The 18,522-nt window shown below is 67.6% G+C and carries 18 protein-coding genes and 1 tRNA gene; 8 read left to right on the top strand and 11 right to left on the bottom strand.

Annotated elements, in window-relative coordinates; translation table 11 throughout:
• Nucleotides 1-23: 23 nt before the first annotated feature.
• Both AC57B5_RS29135 and AC57B5_RS29130 read right to left on the bottom strand, forming a co-directional pair.
• Nucleotides 24-683 (bottom strand): RBBP9/YdeN family alpha/beta hydrolase, encoded by a 660-nt coding sequence (locus AC57B5_RS29135; protein ID WP_013801694.1) that lies wholly within the window; start codon nucleotides 681-683, stop codon nucleotides 24-26.
• Between the two features lie 115 nt (nucleotides 684-798).
• The gene (locus AC57B5_RS29130) at nucleotides 799-1,728 is read right to left on the bottom strand and encodes a LysR family transcriptional regulator (RefSeq protein WP_012206391.1); all 930 of its coding nucleotides are present in this window, start codon (nucleotides 1,726-1,728) and stop codon (nucleotides 799-801) included.
• A gap of 176 nt (nucleotides 1,729-1,904) precedes the next feature.
• Here AC57B5_RS29130 and AC57B5_RS29125 point away from each other — a divergent pair, with 176 nt between their 5' ends.
• Nucleotides 1,905-2,543 carry an FMN-dependent NADH-azoreductase gene (locus tag AC57B5_RS29125; protein ID WP_012206392.1) on the top strand — a complete coding sequence of 213 codons (639 nt, stop codon included), beginning with the start codon at nucleotides 1,905-1,907 and terminating at the stop codon, nucleotides 2,541-2,543.
• Nucleotides 2,544-2,633: 90 nt separating this feature from the next.
• On the opposite strand, the gene AC57B5_RS29120 is transcribed toward AC57B5_RS29125, so the two are convergent.
• Nucleotides 2,634-3,749, bottom strand: a complete 1,116-nt coding sequence (locus AC57B5_RS29120) for an NHL repeat-containing protein (protein WP_349614521.1) — start codon at nucleotides 3,747-3,749, stop codon at nucleotides 2,634-2,636.
• A gap of 263 nt (nucleotides 3,750-4,012) precedes the next feature.
• Between AC57B5_RS29120 and AC57B5_RS29115 the strand changes: the two genes are divergently transcribed.
• Nucleotides 4,013-4,501: a hypothetical protein gene (locus tag AC57B5_RS29115; RefSeq protein ID WP_496400808.1), complete on the top strand. Its 489-nt coding sequence runs from the start codon at nucleotides 4,013-4,015 to the stop codon at nucleotides 4,499-4,501.
• A 91-nt stretch (nucleotides 4,502-4,592) separates the two neighbouring features.
• Here AC57B5_RS29115 and AC57B5_RS29110 read toward each other — a convergent pair whose 3' ends face one another.
• The 4 genes from AC57B5_RS29110 to AC57B5_RS29095 form a co-directional block, all read right to left on the bottom strand.
• A complete protein-coding gene (locus AC57B5_RS29110) occupies nucleotides 4,593-5,141 on the bottom strand; it encodes an NADPH-dependent FMN reductase (protein ID WP_063325741.1) in 549 nt (182 codons plus the stop codon).
• Nucleotides 5,142-5,225: 84 nt separating this feature from the next.
• A complete protein-coding gene (locus AC57B5_RS29105) occupies nucleotides 5,226-6,056 on the bottom strand; it encodes a MetQ/NlpA family ABC transporter substrate-binding protein (RefSeq protein ID WP_065345079.1) in 831 nt (276 codons plus the stop codon).
• A gap of 62 nt (nucleotides 6,057-6,118) precedes the next feature.
• Nucleotides 6,119-6,784 (bottom strand): methionine ABC transporter permease, encoded by a 666-nt coding sequence (locus tag AC57B5_RS29100; RefSeq protein ID WP_012206396.1) that lies wholly within the window; start codon nucleotides 6,782-6,784, stop codon nucleotides 6,119-6,121.
• Nucleotides 6,785-6,835: 51 nt separating this feature from the next.
• Nucleotides 6,836-7,717: a methionine ABC transporter ATP-binding protein gene (locus AC57B5_RS29095; protein ID WP_496400807.1), complete on the bottom strand. Its 882-nt coding sequence runs from the start codon at nucleotides 7,715-7,717 to the stop codon at nucleotides 6,836-6,838.
• A gap of 386 nt (nucleotides 7,718-8,103) precedes the next feature.
• Between AC57B5_RS29095 and AC57B5_RS29090 the strand changes: the two genes are divergently transcribed.
• The 6 genes from AC57B5_RS29090 (at nucleotide 8,104) to AC57B5_RS29065 (ending at nucleotide 13,534) form a co-directional block, all read left to right on the top strand.
• Complete coding sequence (locus tag AC57B5_RS29090) at nucleotides 8,104-8,844, top strand: energy-coupling factor ABC transporter ATP-binding protein (protein WP_496400806.1); 741 nt, start codon at nucleotides 8,104-8,106, stop codon at nucleotides 8,842-8,844.
• 17 nt (nucleotides 8,845-8,861) lie between these two features.
• On the top strand, nucleotides 8,862-9,455 hold the full coding sequence (locus tag AC57B5_RS29085; RefSeq protein WP_496400805.1) for an energy-coupling factor transporter transmembrane component T family protein: 594 nt from the start codon (nucleotides 8,862-8,864) through the stop codon (nucleotides 9,453-9,455).
• A 70-nt stretch (nucleotides 9,456-9,525) separates the two neighbouring features.
• Nucleotides 9,526-10,119 (top strand): biotin transporter BioY, encoded by a 594-nt coding sequence (locus AC57B5_RS29080; protein WP_013801685.1) that lies wholly within the window; start codon nucleotides 9,526-9,528, stop codon nucleotides 10,117-10,119.
• Nucleotides 10,112-11,608: an AMP-binding protein gene (locus AC57B5_RS29075; protein ID WP_496400804.1), complete on the top strand. Its 1,497-nt coding sequence runs from the start codon at nucleotides 10,112-10,114 to the stop codon at nucleotides 11,606-11,608. Before AC57B5_RS29080 ends, AC57B5_RS29075 begins: the two co-directional genes overlap by 8 nt.
• The gene (locus AC57B5_RS29070; RefSeq protein ID WP_496400803.1) at nucleotides 11,605-12,804 is read left to right on the top strand and encodes a thiolase family protein; all 1,200 of its coding nucleotides are present in this window, start codon (nucleotides 11,605-11,607) and stop codon (nucleotides 12,802-12,804) included. The genes AC57B5_RS29075 and AC57B5_RS29070 overlap by 4 nt, the downstream gene beginning before the upstream one ends.
• Before the next feature lie 4 nt (nucleotides 12,805-12,808).
• Entirely contained in the window at nucleotides 12,809-13,534 is a 726-nt protein-coding gene (locus AC57B5_RS29065) for a nitroreductase (protein ID WP_496400802.1), read from the top strand.
• A gap of 187 nt (nucleotides 13,535-13,721) precedes the next feature.
• Here the strand turns inward: AC57B5_RS29065 and AC57B5_RS29060 are convergent, their stop codons facing one another.
• From AC57B5_RS29060 to ydiJ, 4 genes are all read right to left on the bottom strand, one after another.
• Nucleotides 13,722-14,540 carry a MetQ/NlpA family ABC transporter substrate-binding protein gene (locus AC57B5_RS29060; RefSeq protein ID WP_012206404.1) on the bottom strand — a complete coding sequence of 273 codons (819 nt, stop codon included), beginning with the start codon at nucleotides 14,538-14,540 and terminating at the stop codon, nucleotides 13,722-13,724.
• Nucleotides 14,541-14,674: 134 nt separating this feature from the next.
• Nucleotides 14,675-15,025, bottom strand: coding sequence for a single-stranded DNA-binding protein (locus AC57B5_RS29055; RefSeq protein ID WP_012206405.1), 351 nt, complete (start codon nucleotides 15,023-15,025; stop codon nucleotides 14,675-14,677).
• A gap of 230 nt (nucleotides 15,026-15,255) precedes the next feature.
• Nucleotides 15,256-15,332: transfer RNA gene (locus AC57B5_RS29050), tRNA-Pro, on the bottom strand.
• Between the two features lie 107 nt (nucleotides 15,333-15,439).
• Nucleotides 15,440-18,493, bottom strand: coding sequence for a D-2-hydroxyglutarate dehydrogenase YdiJ (gene ydiJ, locus AC57B5_RS29045; RefSeq protein WP_496400801.1), 3,054 nt, complete (start codon nucleotides 18,491-18,493; stop codon nucleotides 15,440-15,442).
• Between the last annotated feature and the right edge of the window lie 29 nt (nucleotides 18,494-18,522).

Genomic DNA, 18,522 nt, shown 5'->3' with positions numbered 1-18,522 from the left:
GCCTGCGGCCACCCGCCGGCCCATCACAGGCCGGCGGCCCATGGCGCGCCAGCGCCAGTACCCGCAGAGACGGAGGCATGCGCAGCCGCCACTCGTGGCGGACGCGGCGAGCGCGGCGAACGCACGGCAGGCCGGGGCTGGGCCGGCTGCCAGCTGTCGCCCTGCATCAGCGACTGCAGCAGCGCCAGGCCCAGGGGCCAGTCGCCAAAGCCTGATTCGACATTGATGTGCCCCGCGTTCTGCAGCCGCACGAACTCGCTTCCCCAGGCCCGCGCATAGGCGCCGGCCCGGCGGATCGGACAGTAGGGGTCGTTGCTGCTGGCCACCAGCACGCTGCGGTACGGCAGCGGCGCATAGGGCACGGGCGCAAAGTCGGCCAGCTGGGCACGGCGCTCGGGATCGGCCGGCGCCACCAGCAGCGCACCGCGCACGCGCGCACTGGCCTCGGGGCCCAGGTGCGCTGCCGTGATGCAGCCCAGGCTGTGGGCGGCCAGCACCACCGGCTCGGGCCGGGACAGCACCAGTTGCTCCAGCGCGGCCACCCAGGGGTCGCGGTGGGGCACCAGCCAGTCGTCCTGCTCCACGCGCTCGGCATGCGGCAGCTGCTGCGCCCACAGGCTTTGCCAGTGGTCAGGACCGGAGTTGCGCCAGCCGGGCACGATGATGATGCGGTGGGGATTCATGGGTTCTCCTGGACTGTCCATTGCTGGACATGGGCCCCGATTGTGGAGAACACCGCCAACTATCCCAACGAACGTTTTGTTGTTTTCTTATGGCGTGGAGAGGTGCAACCCAACCCTAGCGTGCCGCCGGCTCGCGCGTGGCGTGGCTGTTGCGCCCCGGCACGGTCTCGCCGAGGAAGTCCAGGAAATGCCGCACGGCCGGCGCCAGGCCGCGCCGCGAGGGAAAGACCGCGTGCACGATGCCCTGGGGCGGCTCCCAGCCCGGCAGCAGATGGACGAGCCGGCCCTCGGCCAGTTCCTCGTGGCACATGTAGTCAGGCAGCCAGCACATGCCGCTGCCGGCCAGCGCCGCGAATTTCAGCGTCAGCAGGTCATCCACCACGTAGCGCGGCTGCAGCTGCAGGCGTTGCTCGCGGCCTTCGGGGCCGACCAGCAGCAGGCTGGACTGGCCATCCACCGCCGACATGGACATGCTGTCCAGGTGCTGCAGGTCGGCCAGTGCACGCGGCGTGCCCTGGCGCTCCAGCAGCTCCGGGCTGGCCACGAGGATCTGGCGCGCCACATCCAGCCGCTTGACGACCATGGAGCCGCTGTCCTCCAGGCTGGGGCGCACGCGCAGTGCCACGTCGATGCCCTCCTCCACCAGGTTCACGGGCCGGTTGGTCACCTGCATCTCCACATGCACCAGCGGGCAGCGCTGCAGGAACTGGGGCATGAGCTCGCCCAGCACGGTCTGGGCCAGGGTCACGGGGCAGCTCACGCGGATGGTGCCGCGCGGCTCGGTCTGCACCTCGGCCACGGTGTCGGCGGCGGCCAGGGCCGCATCGCGCATGGCCTGGCAATGGCGCAGATAGGCCTCGCCCACCTGGGTCAGCGAAAGCTTGCGCGTGGTGCGCTGCAGCAGGCGCACGCCCAGCCGGGCCTCCAGCTCGGCCACGCGCCGCGACAGCCGCGACTTGGGTATGCCCAGCGCCCGCCCGGCAGAGGCAAAGCCGCCGCGCTCCACCACCTCGGCGAAGTACAGCATGTCGTTGAGATCCATCATGTCGCGCATCCCTCCCCTGTGCTCATTGACTGCAAATTCAGGACAATCTATCGCAATTTCGGCGGCTTATCAAAGACTCTGTCCAAATTCACAATTGATCCCATCGTCGGCCCTACAAGCTTTCCCGAGTGGCCGATCCCAACCGCGATCCCAACCGACATCTCAGGAGCTTTTCCATGCAAGTGCTGCACATCGACTCTTCCATCACCGGCGCCGCTTCGGTGTCCCGCCAGCTGACCGCCCAGACCGTGGCTGCCCTGGTCGCCGCCAACCCCGGCGCCAAGGTCGAATACCTGGATCTGGCCGTGAACGCCCCCGACCACCTGAACGCAGTGTCCATGGGCTTTCGCACCGGCCAGGCCGCAACGACGGAAGCCGAGCGCGCACAGAACGCCATCTCCGAAGCCCTGGTGAGCCAGTTCCTGGCGGCCGATGTGGTCGTGGTCGGCGCTCCGTTCTACAACTTCACCATCTCCAGCCAGCTCAAGGCCTGGATCGACCGCATCGCCCAGGGCGGCCGCACCTTCCGCTACACCGCAGCCGGCCCCGAAGGCCTGGCCAAGGGCAAGAAGGTCATCGTGGCCTCCACGCGCGGCGGTGTGTACTCCACCAGCGAAATGGGCCAGGCCCTGGAGCACCAGGAAAGCTATCTGAAGACGGTGTTCGGCTTCCTGGGCATCACCGATGTGAGCATCGTGCGCGCAGAAGGCGTGGCCATGGGCGATGAGTCCAAGGCCAAGGCCCTGGAATCGGCCCGCAGCGACATCGTGCGCGCAGCGGCTGCCGCCAATCAGGAAGCGGCCATCGCCGCCTGAACCCGGTCTTGCGCATAAAAAAGCGCAGGTGCCCTGACCGGGGCGCCTGCGCTTTTTGCTGGCTGCCGAGCCTGGCAGCCGCCGTCGCAATCAGCGCACCAGCGGACTGGTGCGAACGACGGCGTACGCGCCGGCGATCAACAAGCGGTCCTGGCGGTCGAAAGCAATGGCTTTGACGTGCAGCAGCTTGCCAGGCAGCGGCCCCAGCTCGTATGCCAGGGGTGCGCTGTCCACACGCCCTGCCACGATGCTGAGCTGCCCGCTATCCGAAAGCTTTTGGACCAGGGTGCTGCGGTTGCTGGTCACAACGTAGATGCCATTCCTGCTGTCCAGGGCCATGGAAGTCACGTTGTCATCCAGCCTAGCCAGCGTTTGGCCTGTCGTGTAGTTGAGGATTTCTCCACCACGGGCCACCAGCAGTTGCCCATTGCCGGCGACGGCGAGCGCGTTGAAACCTTCGCCTGGCAACGTGGTGACCTCACCATCGGCCGTGACCTGACGCAGCCTGTTCCAATCCAGCACGAACAGCCGGCCATCGGGCGTACGTCGCATGGCATGGGGGCCGGAAAAAATCGCTGCAGCGCCAACGCCATCCTTAGGGCCACTTGAATTGGGCCCACCACCGGCCAGCGCCCGCACTGCGCCCGATGCCTGCTGCACCCAGACGCCCATGCCATTGCGGGGCATGCCTCCACTGAAGACAGCGCACTCTGCACAGGTCAGGCCATCCGCAACAAAGACCTCGCCACTGCCACCTGCTGCAATAGCGCGCGGATACAGATAGTTGCGGGGCTCGCCCCAGTCGCGGTCACCCCCTGTGGAGAAGGTGGACACCACACCTTCCCCCGCAATCCGGCGAATGCGAGAGCGCTCGGGCGTGGGGCAAGGCGGCTGCGGTGACACAGGCGGATAAACATCTTCCGACACATAAATGTCGCCAAGCGGCGAAAGAGCGAGATCGGTGATTCTCGAAAACCGCGCCTGCGCGCCCACGCCGTTGACCTGACCACAGTGGTCCTGAGCCAGTGCGTCGGGCTTGCTTGCCAGCGAACCCGCCAGCAGCGACATCTGCACAGGCGCCGGCTGCGGCTCGACAACTGAGCCATTGCCATCGCCTCCCCCACCGCCGCACGCCGCCAAAACGGTCACCAATGCCACGCTCAGCGCGCCGCCTCTGCACAGATTTCTCCAGCCCTTTTTTTGCATCTTGTCTCGCCCTTATGGATGAATGCCGTCATGAACGTCACGCCAGCAGTCTAGTGGGCGTTACCAAACAAAACAGGTATCCGCTGTTTCCGCTTCTTTGAAAAATCCAATGCCTGCCTGGCCTTGCACGACACACGAAGCTGGTAGGCTGAACCATCACCGCCATATTCGCGGCCTTGTCCGACACGAACCGTCTGTATTTCAGAAGGACGGCGGACCTGCCGATATCCAGGCAGCCTTATTGCATTCACTGCCTTCCATCCATGCCAGCCACAAGCCACCGTCCCCATGCCCGGCCCCGCGGCCCTGTCCATGTCCATGTCCGCCCGCCGTCCGATGAAAACCTGGTGATCACGGTGATTGCCGTGTCCCTGCTGGCCATTACCGTGCTGGGCATCGGCGTCTACCAGTTCATGCAGTACCAGCGCGAGCAGGACCAGGAGCAGCTCAATTCGCGCGTGTACCGCAGCTATGTGCGCAACACCGACGAGGCACCTGCGCCCGAGGAGCCCGAGCAGGCCGCCGCCACGCCCACCCCCGCCAAGCCCAGCCAGCAGCAGCTGAACCAGGAAATGACGCGCAAGCTGCTGGCCCATCCCGGCGTGACGCCCGGTGCCGGCTTTTCGGCGCCCGGCGTCAAGTCGACGGGCGTGGTGATCATCGACGCCATCGACCAGGCCCAGGCGCGCGAGAAGGCATCGTCCGCCGCACGCCCTGCTGCGGCGATTGCCAACCCTTCTCCCGCTTCCTGACGCTTCCTGACATCTGCGCTCACAGGAGCCGCAACGCAAAAGCCCGGCATTGCCGGGCTTTTTTGTGTCTTGAGCGGCCTTGCCGCACCGCTCACTGGTGCTTGCGCGCCCAGGCAGCGAACTTCTGCACAAAGCCGTTCACGAAGTCGCGGCTGCCGGCGCCGATGGAGCCGTCTTCGGCAAACAGGCCGTCCTTGGCCTGGATGAAGATTTCGGGCTGGGCCAGCGTCGGCATGTCCAGGTAGGCCAGCACATTGCGCAGGTGCTGCTGCGCCAGCGCCGTGCCGATGGCACCCACGGAGACGCCGGCCACGGCAGCGGGTTTGCCGGCCCAGACGCTCTTGCCGTAGGGGCGCGAGCCCTGGTCCAGCGCATTCTTGAGCACACCGGGAATCGAGCGGTTGTACTCGGGCGTCAGGAACAGCACGGCCTGGGCCGACTGGATCTGGGCGCGGAACTGCTTGACCACGTCCACCTCATTGCCGTCATGGTCCTGGTTGTACAGGGGCAGGCTGTCGATGGCGACCTGCTCGAAGACCAGGCCTTCGGGCGCCAGGCGCGCAATGGCGTCGGCGAATTTGCGGTTGAAGGAATCCTTGCGCAGGCTGCCCACGATGACAGCGACCTTGATCTGGCTCATGCATTGCTCCTGGAGGAAGTGGCGAAAAACAGGCGGGAGGCGCACCTCCCGCAAGCAGCCATTATGTGGCCGCCTTCAGCGGGCTCACTGTAGGAAGGAGGGCTTGGCGTAGCCCTGGAACTTGCTGTCCACCACGGCCTTGAATTCGGCGGAGCGGTAGACCTCGGCCAGGTCCTTGGCCCATGCCGTGCCCTGGTCCTTCTTCTTGATGGCCACCACGTTCAGGTAGTGGTCGGGGGTCTTTTCCAGCGAGACGGCCTCGGTCAGCTTCAGGCCCGAGGAGATGGCGAAGTTGCCGTTGATGATGGCGTACTCGGTGTCACCCAGCGAACGCGGCAGCTGTGCGGCTTCCAGCGGGATGAACTTGAGCTTGCGCGGATTCTCGGCCAGGTCCTTTTCGGACACGCGCAGCGGGTCGATGCCGGGCTTGGCCTTGATCAGCCCGGCCTGCTCCAGCAGCACCAGCGCACGCGCCAGGTTGCTCGGGTCGTTGGGCAGGGTCACGCGGTCGCCTTCCTTGGCTTCGGCCAGGGTCTTGCGGGTCTTGGAATACACGCCCAGGGGGGCGATGGGGCCTTGCACCAGCTCCACCAGATCCAGCTTCTGGTCGGCCGCGAACTTCTGCAGGTAGACGCGGTGCTGGAAGAAGTTGGCGTCCAGCGAGCCCTGGGCCAGCGCCAGGTTGGGCTGCACGTAGTCGTTGAACTCCACCAGCTTGACCTGGTAGCCCTTCTTTTGCAGCAGCGGCACGATGCCCTGCTTGAGCTGGTCGATGTTGGAGCCTGCCGTGCCGCCGATCACCAGCTGCTTCTTGTCGGCCTGGGCGTAGGCGGGCAGCGCCAGCACGCTGGCAGCGGCAAGGGCGGCGGCCGAGGCCAGCAGATGGCGGCGCACGAAGGAAAGGGATGCGGTCATGTCGGAATCCTTTTTTTGGGAAAGAGCGGGAAGAAAGAAGAAAGCGGGTCTGGACAGCGCGCTCAGCCGCGCTTGTCCAGGCGGCGGGCCGCCGTGTTGCCCACGAACTGGATGACCTGGACCATGGCCACGAGGATGGTCACGGTGAGCACCATCACATCGGTCTGGAAGCGGTAGTAGCCGTAGCGGATGGCCAGATCGCCAATGCCGCCGCCGCCCACTACGCCGGCAATGGCCGAGTACGACAGAAAGCTCACGGCCAGCACGGTCAGCGCCAGCACCAGGCCCGAACGCGCCTCGACGATGAGCACGCGCCAGACGATCTGCAGCTCCGATGCGCCCATGGCGTGCGCGGCCTCGATCACGCCGCGCGGCACATCGCGCAGGCACTGGTCCACCAGGCGTGCCAGGTAGGGAATGGCCGCCACGGACAGCGGCACGGCCGCAGCCAGCGGGCCGATGGAGGTGCCGGCCAGCCAGCGCGTGAAGGGCACCAGCGCGACCAGCAAGATGATGAAGGGGAAGGACCGCACGGTGTTGACCGTCCAGTTCAGCACGGCGAAGGCCGGGCGGTTGTCCAGCGACTGGCCGGGGCCCAGCAGGAACAGCAGCACGCCCAACGGGCCGCCAATGAGCACGGCGGCCGACAGGCCGATGCCCAGCATCAAAAGGGTCTGGCCCATGGCCAGCCACAGCTCGGGCAGGATTTCGACGATGTTTTCAGACATGGGAATGCGGAATCGAAAAGAAGGGGAAAACGGGAAGGGGCGAAGACCCCATCAGTGCTCGGAGCCACCCACGGCGCGCAGCACCACGGGGCGGGTGGCGCCGCGCTCGCGCAGGGCCTTGTCGGCGCGCTCCACGCGCAGGGCCTCGAGTTCGCTGCCCAGCAGCGTGGCGCGCTGCGGCGCCTCGTAGGCACGGCCCTGCGGCAGCGCGGGCAGCGTGAAGCGTTCGGCCACCTGGCCCTGCTCGATGATGGCCACCTCGCTGCACAGCGCATCGACCACGGCCAGCTCGTGCGTGACGATGACGATGGTCACGCCCAGGCGGCTGTTGATGTCGGCCAGCGTGGCCAGGATGGAGCGCGTGGTCTCGCTGTCCAGCGCCGAGGTGGGCTCGTCGCACAGCAGCACCTGCGGGCGCGGCGCCAGGGCGCGCGCAATCGCCACGCGCTGCTTCTGGCCGCCCGACAGCTGGGCAGGATGGCTGGCCGCCTTGTCGGTCAGGCCGACGATGTCCAGGCACTCGCGCACGCGCTGCTCGATCTGGGCACGCGAATGGTCACCGTGGATGCGCAGCGGAAAGGCCACGTTCTCGAACACGGTGGCGTTCTGCAGCAGGTTGAACTGCTGAAAGATCATGCCGATGTTCTGGCGCGCCTCGCGCAACGCGCGGCGGCCCAGGTCAGTCAGGCGCTGGCCTGCCACCACCACCTCGCCGCTGTCGGGACGCTCGAGCAGGTTGATCAGGCGCAGCAGCGTGGACTTGCCCGCACCACTCTTGCCGATCAGGCCGAAGACCGTGCCCTGGCCAATGTCCAGTGATACCGAACGCACGGCATCGAAGTGCTTGCCATCGGCTGTTACAAATTTCTTTTGCAGGTCGCGCAGGCGGATCAGCGCGTTTTCCGGGGCCAAATGGGCGGTCTGGACGGTCATGGAGTCTCGGTTCGGCAGTGAAAACGGTCCTGGGATCGGCAACGGCAGCCTTTGCACCGCCATCTCCAGGCAATGGCGCGCAATTTCCGGGCCCTGTGCTGAGGAGTTGGACGCAGTTGCAAGCCGATGGGCATGCGTTGTCTTGCGTCGTCGCCAAGCACAGGCGAATCCCCAGGATCTGCCGTCATTAGTGTTCTAACGAGTGTGTTGCAAAACGTTGTTCAAACAAAAGAATAAAAAATACGGTGCTTATATCGATTGCCGTCTTTCAAGCCTTGATGTACGGCCTGGACGGCATTGCTAGAATCCGCCCCCGACAGGCCTGTACAACGGCAAGATCCCTTGCGGTTGCGTGCATTACAGGTAAGTGCCCGCTTTCCTTTGCCATGCCCGAATCCTCCCGAACTGCCGACCGCCATGCCAGCACCGCCAGCCTGTGCGTGGAAGCCGTGCGCCTGCGGCGCGGCATCACAACAGTCTTTGACGGCCTCGACCTGCGGCTGGACGAGCCGCGCGTGGGCCTCATCGGCGACAACGGCGCCGGCAAGACCAGCCTGTTCCGCCTGCTGTGCGGCCTGGATGCGCCCGAGGCCGGGCGCGTGCTGCTGGACGGCACCGAACTGCACGAGGCCCGTGCACAGCGGCCGGGCCAGGTCGGGCTGATGTTCCAGAACCCCGACGACCAGATCATCTTCCCCACCGTGGAGGAAGAGCTGGCCCTGGGTCTGCGCCCTTCGGGCATCTCGCGGCGCGAGGCCACGGAGCGCGCCCGCGCCCTGCTGGCCAGCCGCGGCCTGGCCGACTGGGCACCGCGCGCCGTGGCCGGACTCAGCCAGGGCCAGCGCCAGCAGGTGTGCTGGCTGGCCCTGCTCATTGCCGCGCCGCGCGTGCTGCTGCTGGACGAGCCCTTCGCCAGCCTGGACCTGCCGGGCCAGGCGCGGCTGGCCCGGGACATCGCGGCTGCCGAGCAGCAGGTGCTGGTCTCCACCCATGTGCTGGACCACGTGCGCAGCTTTGGCCGCGTGCTCTGGCTGGAGCGCGGCAAAGTGCGCGCAGACGGCCCCGGCCATGAGGTCTGCGCAGCCTATGAAGCCGACGTGGCACGCCGGCTGCAAGCGCAGGACTGACGCAGGAGCCGGCCGCCATGGGAAGCCTCTACAGCGAATACACCAGTTGGCTCCATGCCTGGAGCGCGGGCCGCAAGCTGCTGCTCATGGCGCTGCTGGGAACGGGCCTGTTCCTCATCGATTCACCGTGGCTGCTGGCCCTGGCCGGCGCCGCCTGCGGCCTGCTGTGGCTGTCGCTGGGCCGTGCCACCGAGGGCGCTCGGCGGCTCATGCTGTCGGTCACCGTGGCCGCCCTGCTGGTCGCTGCCATCCATGTGTGGATGCAGCACTACGCCCTGGCCGCCGCCAGCGCGCTGCGCCTGGTCTGCGCCTCCACGCTGGGCATGGCGCTGACCGTGAGCACACGCCCCAGCGATCTGGTCGATGTGCTGGAGCGGCTGCTGGCGCCGCTGGAGCGCATCGGCATCTCCCCCGAACAGGTGGCCCTGCAGCTGGCATTGATGCTGCGTTTCACCGAGCATTTCTTCGTGCAGTGGAAGCGCATGGACGATGCCCACCGACTGCGCACGGGCCGCGCCGGCGGCCTGCGCCTGATTGCGCCGCTGACCATCCACATGCTGCAGGCCACGCGCCGCGTGTCCGACGCGCTGTGGGCGCGCCTGGGCCGCTGAGGCCTGCCCTGCCCCATTTCCCGACCGATCCATACGCAAGAGCCTTGCGAGAACCTTCCGAGAACCGTCCATGACCGCCCCCTCCACCGTCTCACGCGCCTCCGCGCGCTCCATGGCCCAGGTCTCGCTGTTTGCGGCGCTGATGGCGGTCATGGGCCTGATTCCCAAGATCGACCTGCCGCTGGGCGTGCCCATCACCATCCAGTCGCTGGGCGTGATGCTGGCCGGCGTGATGCTCGGCCCCTGGCGCGGCATGCAGTCCATGCTGCTGTTCCTCGCGGCCGTGGCCGTGGGCCTGCCCCTGCTGTCGGGCGGGCGCGGCGGCATTGCCGTCTTCATGGCGCCCTCGGCCGGCTACCTGCTGGGCTACCCGCTGGCGGCCTGCATTGCCGGCCTGGTCATGCGTGCCCTGCCCCAGGGCTCGCCCCGGCGCGCGGCGTTCAGCGCCTTTGCAGCCTCGGCGCTGGGCGGGCTGGTGGCCCTGCATGCCTTTGGCGTGCTGGGCCTCATGCTGATGGCCAAGCTCAGCCTGTCGCAGGCCTTCATGGCCACCTTGCTGTTCGTGCCCGGCGATCTGATCAAGTGCGTGCTGTGCGCCCTGGTGGTGCACACGGTGGCGCGCGGCATGCCGGACTGGCCGTTCGGAGGCCGCCAGCATGGTTGAGCCACTCGCGCCCCACCCGCTGGCCGCGCCGCTGCAGCACCCGTGGACCCTGGTCCATGGCCCGCTGGAGCATTGGGCCCGGCAGCGCCCCGATGCGATGGCGCTGCAAAGCGAGGCGGGCCAATGGAGCTTTGCCGCGCTGCATGCCGCCGTGCTGCAGCGCTCGGCCGCGCTGGTGGCCGGCCAGGCGCCAGAGATGCTGCTGCTGGACACGGGCGGCAGCGCCAGCACCGTGGATGCCATCGTCGAATTCCTCGCCATCCTGCACGGCGGCCGCTGCGCCGCCGTGGCCGACCCTGATTGGCCCGAGGCCGTGCGCCAGCGCATCGAAGGCTGGCTTCCCACGGCGCCCAGCGCTCTGGCCGAGGCCACGGCCACCGGCGCCTTCTACACCGGCTTCACCTCGGGCAGCACCGGGCTGCCCAAGGGCTTCATGCGCCACCACCGTTCGTGGACAGAGAGCTTTCGCGTCTGCCTCGAGGACTTCGGCGCCGTGGCCGCGCAGCGCACCATGGCGCCCGGGCGCATCTCGCATTCGCTGTTCCTGTTCGGCGTAATGCAGGGCCTGTGGTGCGGCGAAGGCGCCGTGGTGCAGGAGCGGTTCTCGGCAGCGCGCTGCCTGGCCTCGCTGGCGCGCGGCGAAGCCCCCTGCCTGGTCGCCGTGCCCAGCCAATTGCTGCTGATGCTGCAATGGGCCGCACACCGCGCGCTGGCGCCCATCCCCGAGGTGGAACTGATCATGATCAGCGGCGCGCGCTGGATGCGCGCCCAGACCCCCGCCCTGCGCGCGCTGTTTCCGCGCGCACGCATCATCGAGTTCTACGGCGCCTCGGAGGCCAGCTTCATCGCCTGGATGGAGGCCGACGAACAGGCCCCGCCCCAGGCCGTGGGCCGGCCTTTCAGCAATGTGCAGTTGCAGATCCGCCCCGCCACGCAGCAGCCCGGCGACCAGCCCCTGCAGCCGGGCGAGGACGGCCTGATCTACATGCGCAGCCCCATGCTGTTCATGGACTATGTGGGCGAGGCGCGCGATGGCACGGCCGCGCTGCGCGATGGCGAATGGCTGTCCGTGCGCGACATGGGCCATATCGATGCCGGCGGCCAGCTGTGCCTGGCCGGACGCCAGAGCCGCATGCTCGTCACCCAAGGCAAGAACCTGTTCCCCGAGGAAGTCGAGACCCTGCTGGCCGCGCACCCGGGCGTGGCCCAGGTCTCCATCCAAGGCCTGCCCGACGCCCTGCGCGGCATGCAGGTGCACGCCGTCGTGCAATGGCACGGCGCCGCGCCCGCAGGCTCCGCACAGGCGCTGGCGGCCTGGCTGCGCGAGCGGCTGGAAAGCTACAAGCTGCCGCGCCAATGGTGGAGCTGCACCGACTGGCCGCAGACCGCCAGCGGCAAGACCGACCACGGCCGTCTGGCGCGCATGCTGGCGGCCACGGATGCTGGCCAGGCACTGCCCGGCGAACCCGCGCTGCTGCCCCTGCCATGAACCCGCAAGACGCCCCCGTCATCCTGGCCTGGGCGCGCAGCCCCGTCGCCCCCGTGGGCGGTGCGCTGCGCGAGCTTGCGGCGCACGAACTGGGCGCGCCCGTGCTCCAGGCCCTGCTGGCCCGGGCCGGCCTGCCTGCCCGGGCCGTGGATGCCGTGGTCTTAGGCAACGCCCTGGGCGCAGGCGGCAACCCGGCCCGCATGCTGGCCCTGGCTGCGGGCCTGCCGGAGCGCTGCGCGGCCCACAGCGTGGACACTCAATGCTGCTCTGGCCTGGACAGCGTGGCCCTGGCTGCGGGCCTGCTGCTGTCGGGCCAGGCCGATATCGTGGTGGCCGGGGGTGCCGAGGCCTGGAGCCGTGCCCCCATCCGCCAGACACGCCCGCGCCATGCAGGCGAGTTGCCCGTCACCTATGACCGCCCCGCGTTCGCCCCCGATCCCGCACGCGACCCGGACCTGCTGCAATCCGCCGCCGACCATGCACTGGCCCATGGCATCACCCGCGCCGTTCAGGAGGCCCATGCCATCCACAGCCACGCGCTGGCGCTCGCGCACCGCGACCGGCTGGCCCAAGAGATCGTTCCCATGGCGGGGCTGGACCATGACGCCTATCCACGCGCCTTGAACCCGGCCCGCGTTGCGCGCATGCCCGTGGAGGCCGAAGCGGGTGGCGCCGTTGACGCCCATGCACGCCAGCGCCATGCGCTGAGCACGCCCACCATCTCGCCCAAGGCCGATGGCGCAGCCCTGGTGCTGCTGGCCACGCCGCAGGCCTGCGCACGCCTGGGCCTGCAGCCACGCGCCCGCTGGGTGGCCAGTGCCTCGCTGGGCCATGCGCCCGAAACACCGCTGGTCGCCGCCGCACTGGCGGCCCAGCAGGTGCTGGAGCGTGGAGCCGCAGCGCTGCAGCTGCCTCGCCTGACTGCGGCAGAGCTCCAGGCTGTGGAGCTGCACGATGCCTTCGCCGTGCAGGCCCTGGCCTTTGCAGAAAGCCTGGGCCTGCCACTGCAGCAACTCAACACCGGCGGCGGTGGCCTGGCGCGCGGCCATCCCATTGGCGCATCGGGCGCGGTTGCGCTGGTGCGCATGCTCTCAGACCTGCACCGCACGCCAGCAGCCCACAGGCCGGCCCTGGGCCTGGCCGCCATTGCAGGGGCTGGCGGCATAGGCGCGGCCTGCCTGGTGCAGGCACTTTGAATCCATGGACTCCGCATTTTCCATGTCCCCCAAACCACCGTTCGACACCCTTCCCTTTGGCGATGCGCATGAGGCCCTGGTGCAAGAGCGCCGCTCCGTGCGCGCCTACCGGCCCGATCCCGTGCCGGATGCGCTGCTGCACCAGCTGCTGCAATCGGCCCGCCGGGCGCCCAGCGGCGGCAACCTGCAGCCCGGCCAGTTCATTCAGGTGCGCGGCAGCCTGCGCAGCGCACTCACACAGGCGCTGCTGGCCGACTGGCAAGGCGGAGCACCTGAGCGCGAGGACTACGGCTACTTCCCCCGCCCCATGCCCATGGCGCTGCGCAAGCGCCAGGTGGCGTCGGCCCAGGCCCTGTACAGCGCCCTGGGCGTGGCCCGCGAGGACCGCGCAGGGCGCGACGCCCAATTCGGCCGCAACTACCGCTTCTTCGATGCGCCCGTGGCCCTGGTCGTGAGCATCGACGCCCGCTTCGGCGCAGGCGGCTACATGGACCTGGGCATGACCCTATACGGCCTGCAAATGGCCGCAGCCGCCCAGGGCCTGGGCAGCTGCGCCATCGGCGCCCTGGCCTCCTACCCCGACACCGTGCGCCGCGTGCTCGACCTTGCGCCCGGCGAGCACATCGTCTGCGGCCTGGCCCTGGGCTGGCCCGACGAGGCCGCCCCCGTCAACCGAACCCAGACCACCCGCGCACCGCTGACCGAATACTTCAGAGTGCTGGGAGAATAAAAAAAGCTGCCGAAATCGGCAGCTTTGCGAGCTCGCGCCCACTAGTACGGGTCATGGCGATGGCACCGCCAAGGCCCAACCCGGGGACACCGAGGAAGGGCCGCCCCGCACCGAGGGTGTCGTCCCCCTCCCCCGCGAAGCGGGTAGAGAGGGGGAAGGCGCGTCAGCGCCTCAGGGGGTGCGTTCTTCAGAACGCAGGAATCACCGACCCCTTGAACTGCACATCGATGAACTGGCGCACTTCATCGGAGTGGTAGGCCTTGATCAGCTGCGCCACCCAGGGCTTGCCCTTGTCGGCATCGCGCGCGACCAGGATGTTCACATAGGGGTTCTTGGCGTTTTCCTGCGCAATGGCATCGGTCTTGGGGTTCAGGCCCGCCGAGATCGCGAAGTTGGTGTTGATGGCCGAGGCGTCCAGGTCATCCAGCGAGCGTGGCAGCTGGGCTGCGTCCAGCTCCACGAAGCGCAGCTTCTTGGGGTTGGAGACCACGTCCAGCGGCGTGGCCTTCAGGCCCGCGCTTTCCTTGAGCTTGATCAGGCCCTGGGCCTGCAGCAGCAGCAGCACGCGGCCACCGTTGGTGGGGTCGTTGGGGATGCCGAACTTGGCGCCCTGGGGCAGGTCGGCCAGCTGCTTGATCTTCTTGGAATAGATGCCGATGGGGAAATTCACCGTGTCGGCCACCCAGCCGATCTTGTAGCCGCGGTCGCGCACCTGGGCGTCGAGGTAGGGGCGGTGCTGGTAGCTGTTGGCGTCCAGGTCACCGGCAGACAGCGCGGCATTGGGCTGCACGTAGTCGCCGAATTCCACGATCTGGATCTTCAGGCCGTTCTTCTCGGCGACCTTCTTGACCTGTTCCATGATCTGGGCGTGCGGGCCGGCCGTGACGCCGACCTTGATGGGCTTGTCCTGCGCCTGCGCGGGCATGGCCAGCAGGGTCATGGCGGCGGTGCTGGCAATCGCGGCGGCCGTGAGCGTGCGGCGGAGGAAATGGCGCTTGGTGGGCATGGATGCGGTTCCTTGTAACCTGTCAAAAACACAGGCGCACACTGTAGCGCCAACACAGCGCGCGGCGGCCGTACCGGCACACTGCGGCTAGACAGTTTTTTCAGTAGCTCACAACCGGCGCCGCAGCGCGGACGTCAGCGGTCCTGGAACTCGGGCGTTGCCATCACCTGGTGGGCCACGACGTCCAGCACAGGGTGGGGTTGTTCCTGGCGGTCTATCCAGACCTTGGGCGTGAAGCTGCCACGCAGCGCCACGGCATCGCCTTCGATCAGATTGCGCAGCACCTCGCAGGCCTGGGCATCGAATGCAACCACGTTGACCGGGATGGAGGTGCCATCGGATGCCTCGGAACGCACGCGGGCCACCATGAAGGGGCGCCGATTGCGGTCGCTGCGGTGTTCGGGCGTACCGGTGAGTCTGCCGGTAATCAGTCCATCCATCATGTGCGAGACCAGGAAGAAATCGTCAGTTACAAAAGACGCCATTGTAGGTGCAGGTTTTACGTGCCCAGACCGGGACGCGCATCTTCGCGGTGCATGGACTTTTCATGCGCTGGCTGCCCTCGCCCTCCGTGATGGACCTGCCTGGCGAAGCTGCACTTGCACATGCCCTTGCTCTTCGCGGCAAGGCGCCATCGCGCGCAAAATCGAACGCACAAAAAAACGAACATACAAAGCAAAAAGCTCCTGACGTTTCCGTCAGGAGCTTTGCGTTTTGGTCGGCGTGGCGGGATTCGAACTCGCGACCCCTTGCACCCCATGCAAGTGCGCTACCAGGCTGCGCTACACGCCGAAGCATTGAATTATAGGGACTAAAAACAGGCCTTCAGGGAAAACGCAGAGATTTTTCAAAAATGTCTGCAAATTCCTGAAATGGCGACGATCAGCCCCCGCATCTTCTCACCCCTGATGCGTAGCGCGCACGTGGTCCAGCAAGGCCTCCAACGGATGGCGCAACTGGCGTGCAGACAGTCGCTTGACCTGGCTGCGGCAGGAATAGCCGGTGGCCAGCGGCTCGCCCAGGTTCTGCTTGCTCTCGATCTGTTTCTCCCATGACTGGGCATAGATGGTCTTGGAGGTTTCGAGGTTGCGCGCCTCATGCCCGTAGGTGCCCGACATGCCGCAGCAGCCCGTGGCCTCCACGCTCAGGCGCAGCCCCCGTCGCTCGAAAAGCTGCGTCCACTGCTTGCCGCTGTCGGGCGCATTGGTCTTTTCAGTGCAGTGCGGCAGCAGCCGGTAGGCCACGCTGGCCACGCTGGTCACTGCCTCGGGCAGCACCTGCAGCAGCCATTCCTGGGGCAGCGCGACCTTCGGCACCTCGCCCATGCCCGGCACCTTGAGGTATTCCTGCCGATAGGCCAGCGTCATGGCCGGGTCCAGCCCCACCAGCGCAACCCCGGACTGCGCCAGTTGCGCCAGCTGCGCGGCATTGCGGATGGCCGCCTTGGCAAAGGCGCCCATGAATCCCTGCACATGCAGCGGCTTGCCATTGGGCAGCAGCGGCGCCAGCCAGACCTGGAATCCCAGGCGCGCCGCCAGCTCGATCAGCACCTGCAGCTGGCCGGTCTCGAAGTAGCGGGTAAAGCTGTCCTGCACGATGACCACGCTGCGCGCGCGCTGCTCGGGCGTGAGCGCAGCCAGCGCCTGGGCATCGGCCGCGCGCACCTTCCATTGCCGCAAGGTGGCTGCCAGGTCCAGCCGGCTCAGCAGCGGGCCATCGACCATGCCGATGCGACGGCTGAGCACATTGCGCATCCATGGCGAGCCCATCACCCCGTTGTAGAGCGCGGGCATGCGCGCCAGCCACGGCATGGTGAACTCCAGCGAGCCGATCAGGTAGTCACGCACGGGCCGCAGGTAGCGGCGGTGGTAGAGCTCCAGAAAGCGCGAGCGGAATTCGGGCACGTTGACCTTGACGGGACACTGCCCCGCGCAGGACTTGCAGGCCAGGCAGCCGGCCATGGCGTCATAGACCTCGTGAGAGAAATCGGCCTCGCCGCGGCGCGCCGCGCGGCTGTTGCGCCAGCGCGCGGCCAGGCTGGACAGGAAGGGCTGGGGCTGCTGCGCGACCTCCAGCACGTTCACGCCGGCCTGCCCCTGCAGGCGCAGCCATTCGCGCATCAGCGAGGCCCGGCCCTTGGGCGAATGCACGCGCTGGCGCGTGGCCTTCCAGGACGGGCACATGGCATCGTCCGGATCGAAGTTGTAGCAGGCGCCATTGCCGTTGCAGTGCATGGCCGCGCCATAGCTTTGCCATACGCGCTCGTCGATCTGCCGGTCCAGCTCGCCGCGAGTGGTGACGCCGTCCACCTTGAGCAGCAAGGTCTTGCTGGCCGGCGGCGTGGCGATCTTGCCGGGGTTGAGCTGGTTGTGCGGGTCGAAGGCGGCCTTGAGCTGCTGCAGCGAGGGATACAGCTCGCCGAAGAAGGCCGGCACATATTCGGAGCGCAGGCCCTTGCCGTGCTCGCCCCACAGCAGGCCGCCATGGCGCTGCGTGAGTTCGGCCACCGCGTCGGAGATGGGGCGCACCAGGGCGGCGTCCACGGGGTTCTTCATGTCCAGGATGGGGCGCACATGCAGCACGCCGGCATCGACGTGGCCGAACATGCCGTACTGCAGGCCGTGGCTGTCCAGCAGCGCGCGGAACTCGGCAATGAACTCGGGCAGGTTCTCGGGCGGCACGGCCGTGTCTTCGACAAAGGGCTGGGGCCGCGCCTCGCCAGCCACGTTGCCCAGCAGGCCCACGGCGCGCTTGCGCATTGCATAGACGCGGTGCACCGCTGCATTGCCTGCCGCCAGCGTGTGGCCCAGCCGCTCCACCGAGGCGTCGGCGCCCAGGTGCGCGAGGAAGGCCTGCACGCGGCCATCGACCTCCTGCGGATCGTCGCCACTGAATTCCACCAGGTTGATGCCCAGCGTAGGGCGCTGGCCGCCCTGCGGAAAGTACTCGGCCACGCTGCTCCAGACGAAGTCCTTCATGGCCAGCAACAGCACCTTGGAATCCACCGTCTCAATGGACAGCGGCCGGTGCGCCATCAGCGCGCGCGCATCGCGCAGCGCATCCATGAAGCCCGCATAGCGCACGTTGACCAGCACCGAATAGCGGGGAATGGGCAGCACGTTGAGCCGCGCCTCCACCACGAAGCCCAGCGAGCCTTCGGCGCCGCACAGCACGCTGTTGAGGTTGAAGCGCCCGTCACCTTCGCGCAGATGGGCCAGGTCATAGCCGGTGAGGCAGCGGTTGAGCTTGGGAAATCTGGCCTCGATCAACTCCGCCTGATCCTCGCTGATGCGCCGCGCCGTGCGGTGCACCTTGCCGATGCGGCCCGAATCGGCGCACATGCGTTCCAGCGCCTCGGCATCCAGCGGCGCGCTGTGCAGGCGCTCGCCGCCGAGCAGCACGAAGTCCAGCGCCAGCACGTGGTCGCGCGTCTTGCCATAGGTGCAGCTGCCCTGCCCGCTGGCATCGGTGTTGATCATGCCGCCGATGGTGGCGCGGTTGGAGGTGGACAGCTCGGGGGCAAAGAACAGTCCGTATGGCTTGAGCGCAGCGTTGAGCTGGTCCTTGACCACGCCTGCCTGCACGCGCACCCAGCGCTGCTCGGCATTGATTTCGAGGATGCCGTTCATGTGCCGCGACAAGTCCATGGTCACGCCATGCGTGAGCGACTGGCCGTTCGTGCCCGTGCCGCCGCCGCGTGGTGTCAGCACCACATCGCGGAACTCAGGCCGCGCCAGCACCTGCGCCGCCCTGGCCACATCCTCGGCGTGACGCGGGTAGATGGCCGCCTGCGGCATGCGCTGGTAGATGGAGTTGTCCGTGGCCAGCACGGTGCGGCTGGCATGGTCCGTGTCCACGTCGCCCTCGAAGCCGGCGGCCTTCAGCGCTTCAAGAAACTCAAGGTATTGGGCAGGCACGGGGGCGCTGGCGTGGGGCAATGGGGCAATCGACATGGAGGGCAAGGTGGGGAGATTTGTTGCAG

Source organism: Delftia sp. BGA-UO-ETr-SB1 (assembly GCF_059567865.1).
Note: the sequence above shows the minus strand (reverse complement) of the source record. Positions and strands in the feature narration are given on the sequence as shown.

Excerpts from the sequence above, each read along its gene's own strand:
- AC57B5_RS29135 (WP_013801694.1), bottom strand. The coding sequence starts at position 683 with ATGAATCCCCACCGCATCATCATCGTGCCCGGCTGGCGCAACTCCGGT.
- AC57B5_RS29130 (WP_012206391.1), bottom strand. The coding sequence starts at position 1,728 with ATGATGGATCTCAACGACATGCTGTACTTCGCCGAGGTGGTGGAGCGC.
- AC57B5_RS29125 (WP_012206392.1), top strand. The coding sequence starts at position 1,905 with ATGCAAGTGCTGCACATCGACTCTTCCATCACCGGCGCCGCTTCGGTG.
- AC57B5_RS29120 (WP_349614521.1), bottom strand. The coding sequence starts at position 3,749 with ATGCAAAAAAAGGGCTGGAGAAATCTGTGCAGAGGCGGCGCGCTGAGC.
- AC57B5_RS29115 (WP_496400808.1), top strand. The coding sequence starts at position 4,013 with ATGCCAGCCACAAGCCACCGTCCCCATGCCCGGCCCCGCGGCCCTGTC.
- AC57B5_RS29110 (WP_063325741.1), bottom strand. The coding sequence starts at position 5,141 with ATGAGCCAGATCAAGGTCGCTGTCATCGTGGGCAGCCTGCGCAAGGAT.
- AC57B5_RS29105 (WP_065345079.1), bottom strand. The coding sequence starts at position 6,056 with ATGACCGCATCCCTTTCCTTCGTGCGCCGCCATCTGCTGGCCTCGGCC.
- AC57B5_RS29100 (WP_012206396.1), bottom strand. The coding sequence starts at position 6,784 with ATGTCTGAAAACATCGTCGAAATCCTGCCCGAGCTGTGGCTGGCCATG.
- AC57B5_RS29095 (WP_496400807.1), bottom strand. The coding sequence starts at position 7,717 with ATGACCGTCCAGACCGCCCATTTGGCCCCGGAAAACGCGCTGATCCGC.
- AC57B5_RS29090 (WP_496400806.1), top strand. The coding sequence starts at position 8,104 with ATGCCCGAATCCTCCCGAACTGCCGACCGCCATGCCAGCACCGCCAGC.
- AC57B5_RS29085 (WP_496400805.1), top strand. The coding sequence starts at position 8,862 with ATGGGAAGCCTCTACAGCGAATACACCAGTTGGCTCCATGCCTGGAGC.
- AC57B5_RS29080 (WP_013801685.1), top strand. The coding sequence starts at position 9,526 with ATGACCGCCCCCTCCACCGTCTCACGCGCCTCCGCGCGCTCCATGGCC.
- AC57B5_RS29075 (WP_496400804.1), top strand. The coding sequence starts at position 10,112 with ATGGTTGAGCCACTCGCGCCCCACCCGCTGGCCGCGCCGCTGCAGCAC.
- AC57B5_RS29070 (WP_496400803.1), top strand. The coding sequence starts at position 11,605 with ATGAACCCGCAAGACGCCCCCGTCATCCTGGCCTGGGCGCGCAGCCCC.
- AC57B5_RS29065 (WP_496400802.1), top strand. The coding sequence starts at position 12,809 with ATGGACTCCGCATTTTCCATGTCCCCCAAACCACCGTTCGACACCCTT.
- AC57B5_RS29060 (WP_012206404.1), bottom strand. The coding sequence starts at position 14,540 with ATGCCCACCAAGCGCCATTTCCTCCGCCGCACGCTCACGGCCGCCGCG.
- AC57B5_RS29055 (WP_012206405.1), bottom strand. The coding sequence starts at position 15,025 with ATGGCGTCTTTTGTAACTGACGATTTCTTCCTGGTCTCGCACATGATG.
- ydiJ (WP_496400801.1), bottom strand. The coding sequence starts at position 18,493 with ATGTCGATTGCCCCATTGCCCCACGCCAGCGCCCCCGTGCCTGCCCAA.